A 3,454-nucleotide genomic window follows, 5' to 3' on the forward strand; every position below is an offset into this window, starting at 1 on the left:
GCGCTTCGCTTGGTGGCCCCGACGAGCGTCGCGAACAAAAGTTCGCAACCCTCGTCGGGGATCATTTCGGAATGTCACCCACAAATATTTTACTCACACAATGTATATTATATGACTAGTTATAAGAGAGAATGAACTACCCGTTTCAGATCTTCGGAATAGGTGTTAAAAGTTTGTCCTTTCTTGAATATAAAAAATCCCCTCTCAAATAGAACTCTTAAGAACATCATATTGAATGTTCTCTCTACCTGTAGGGGATAATACCAAAGTAGCTGCATAAGTTCAGATATTTCTCTCTGTTTAACGTGTCCATTTTCTTGACATAACACCAACTAGTGGATTCTCAAAAAATAGATAATTTACCAACGGATAATTGATGCAAACCAGGCAGTTTATTTTAAGGGAAATTATGGTATAATTACTAAAGTAATTCAAGAAGAAGGGAAATTTTAATGTATAACAAAAAATTAACTATTCAGTTGTGAAAAGCAGAGTTATTTTGGGAAAATGAGAATATGAGTGAGTTAAACCGTAATTTATTGAAGGAGAGAGGTATAATGTTTGAGACTGACCGACTTCTCATAAAACCGATTGAATCTATTCATGTAAATGCGCTCTATGAGATTTATATGTCTAATCCAGATTACGTTAATTTGACGGAAGGTACAACTGACGGGGAAGGCTCCTATACGAAAGAACAAATGTTGCGGGATTTACATATTGCAGAACTAACAGGCAGACAAGTTATGGGGATATTTAAAAAGATGGATCAGGAAATGATAGGTTTTCTTGAATATTGGGAGAAGGCCGATGTAGATCAGATGCCTTGGTTGGGATTGCTGATAATTCATAAAAAGTATCAAGGAAAAGGTTATGGCACCGAAGTTACAAAGGGTTTTCTTCAATGGGCAACTTCAGTGGGGTGGCCGGAGGTTCGAATTGCCGTTGTCAAAGATCTTAAGGATGTTGTATCTTTTTGGCAATCATTCGGTTTCCTCCCTTTTGCAGAAAAGGATAAACGTTTTCCATCTGGTATGAAACAGCTTGTTTGTATGAAATATCAATGTAAATAGGTGTAAAAAATAATTCCACAGTCATTCACTGACGATTTATATACTGTGTGCGACTTTAATAAAGGAGCTAGAGATCCCCAATCCGTGATCCGCAAAAAACGGACTTTCTACGGACAAAGAGGATTCGTGGTAAGTTATTGCGAGGGAATTATCTGAAAAAAATGATCTTGAATTGGTAGAGAATACACTGAAACAACTGAATGGGAAGCCGTTGGGTTAGAACGCTCTTCCTCATTCCAATCAAGATTCCAGTATATGATCAAATCCTATGAGAACAAGATCAAAGAACTTAACATTCAAGGAAGCCATCCTCGAAAAGTAAATTGCCATGACAACGCATGTATCGATGTTTCTCCTCACATTTAAAGATATAGAAGTTGTACTTAGTGTGCCCAAAAAGATCGAGCAAGCTTATCAAGCGATTCAAGAGATATTCATTTTTACAATCACCCATCATTTTCAAGAAAAACTAAACGACCTTTCCACGATTGATACCGAGAAAAGGCCGCTGCTTAATATAATCTTTTTTTTCATTGTCCACTTGACAGATTTATGTGCAAACCTTAGGTGTTCAGCATGTCTTTTTTTCTTGGAATGTTTGCTTAGATGGGTCTGTAACCAATAGGATTCCCACTAACACTCCTACAATAGTAATAAGAATACCGCCCAAAAAGCCCAATACACGAGGTTGTATCCATTCTAACAGCAAACCTGCGACAAACATGCTAATTCCCAGAATGCTGTTCCTCAGTGTAGCTAACGTACCAAAGACTTTACCTTGTTCATCGATGCTGACAGCTTCCATTACTAGTGTATTGGTACTTGCGATACCTATGCTGGAACCTACTGTACCCAGAAACAGCATTAATGAAGCTAAAGAGAAGTATGGAGATACACTCACAATTGAAAGAGATATTCCTTCTAAAATAAATCCCGCTGCTGCCATCTTTTTAAGATTTTGTGAAATGTAGTCCGCAAAAATGCCGCCTATTACAAACCCCAAACCAAGTGAACCGTAAAATATTCCTACACCTTGTTGCCCCATATCAAAGACTTGAAAAGAGTAAACGCTTAACAATACATTGATTGCCCCACCTCCTACGGGCCAAAGGGCAGACAAAACAATAATAGCTCGAAGCAAACGCGATTTTTTACATAAAGACAAAAATGATTTAATCTGCTCTTTATATGTGATTTTATTGGATTTAGTTCCGGTACGTGGAAAAGTAATCCCCATAGTAAGAAGAGCAGAAACAAGAAATGAAACGGAATTGAAAGTAAAAGCAAACTGCAATCCCCATATAGCTGTGAAAAACGCACCGAAAACGGAACCGATGATCATTACAATTCCAAAACTGGTTTGATCCAAAGCGTTTGCCGTCAATAAATTTTCCTTTCTTACCAAAGTTGGTATAGAAGCCGCCCGAGCTGGTATATAGAAGGTAGATAAGATAACTAGTCCGAAAGTAACCACATATACAATCCAGATTTGATCTTTAGAATTGACAAACAAAAAAGATAAAGCTAACACAGACCTAGTCAAGTCCATAGTTACAAGTATGATTTTTCTAGGGATTCTATCAGCAACCATTCCACCCAATGGTCCAAATACTAAATACGGGAGAACTCGTAGGGCAAGAGTAATTCCTACAGCCAAACTAGAACCAGTTAAAGTTAATATAATACTCAATACAGCTACATTGTTGAACCAATCCCCTACTCCACTGATGAATCCGGAAATAAATAAGCGCCGATATGATCTCTCATGACGCAAAAATTTAATGCTCTTGATCATTAAAGAGTCCCCCTAATTTTTATCACTTAAAAACTATATTGAAAACTACGATTTGGTCTTAAATGATATGAATTCTCCTTGGTAGGTCTAAAAATCTTTTCCAATGCCAAGAGAAAGAAAAAGTAGCCTAAGCTACCTTCTTATGATGACAATATTTTTTGAAAAGTTATTGCCAATTACCCCTTCTATAAAAACGTATTCGTAACAGCTGAATGCCCGTAGAGACGCCCTTAACTTGTATAGTCCTCGATTACCTTAGGTGCTTGCTGACTTAAGATCGGCTTTTTGAAAAGTTGATCTGACACGTTTGTTATTTCAGAGCGGGATATATAATCATTCAAATACAAGAATAATCCACGCTTTTTCAACCATAAGAAAATAAATCGTATCTTACTTTGTTTATAGAACTAAATTATATAATAATTGAAAAATAGTTTCAAATATTGTAATAATAATAATAATAATAATAAATATTTGTTAAAATAAATGGCTCTTCACCACAAAATGTACTTGACAATCAGGTTGTTTTCTGATCAAGGGTACAAAAAATGCGAAATTTCCTGTATGGTAAAGGTGACCAAACCAT

Annotated in this window: 2 protein-coding genes and 1 pseudogene; 2 read left to right on the plus strand and 1 reads right to left on the minus strand. The window is 36.4% G+C overall.

Annotated elements, in window-relative coordinates; genetic code table 11:
* Positions 1-557: 557 nt before the first annotated feature.
* Together CV945_RS16475 and CV945_RS17935 are read left to right on the plus strand one after the other, a co-directional pair.
* Positions 558-1,073, plus strand: coding sequence for a GNAT family N-acetyltransferase (locus CV945_RS16475; protein ID WP_047817803.1), 516 nt, complete (start codon positions 558-560; stop codon positions 1,071-1,073).
* A gap of 133 nt (positions 1,074-1,206) precedes the next feature.
* Positions 1,207-1,589, plus strand: a pseudogene (locus CV945_RS17935) (IS3-like element ISBth8 family transposase); the annotation flags it as partial.
* A 55-nt stretch (positions 1,590-1,644) separates the two neighbouring features.
* Here the strand turns inward: CV945_RS17935 and CV945_RS16480 are convergent.
* Positions 1,645-2,868, minus strand: a complete 1,224-nt coding sequence (locus CV945_RS16480; RefSeq protein ID WP_100660177.1) for an MFS transporter — start codon at positions 2,866-2,868, stop codon at positions 1,645-1,647.
* Positions 2,869-3,454 lie beyond the last annotated feature (586 nt).

Origin of the sequence: Geobacillus sp. Manikaran-105, from assembly GCF_002809955.1 — a bacterium.
GTDB classification, from domain to species: domain Bacteria; phylum Bacillota; class Bacilli; order Bacillales; family Anoxybacillaceae; genus Geobacillus; species Geobacillus thermophilus.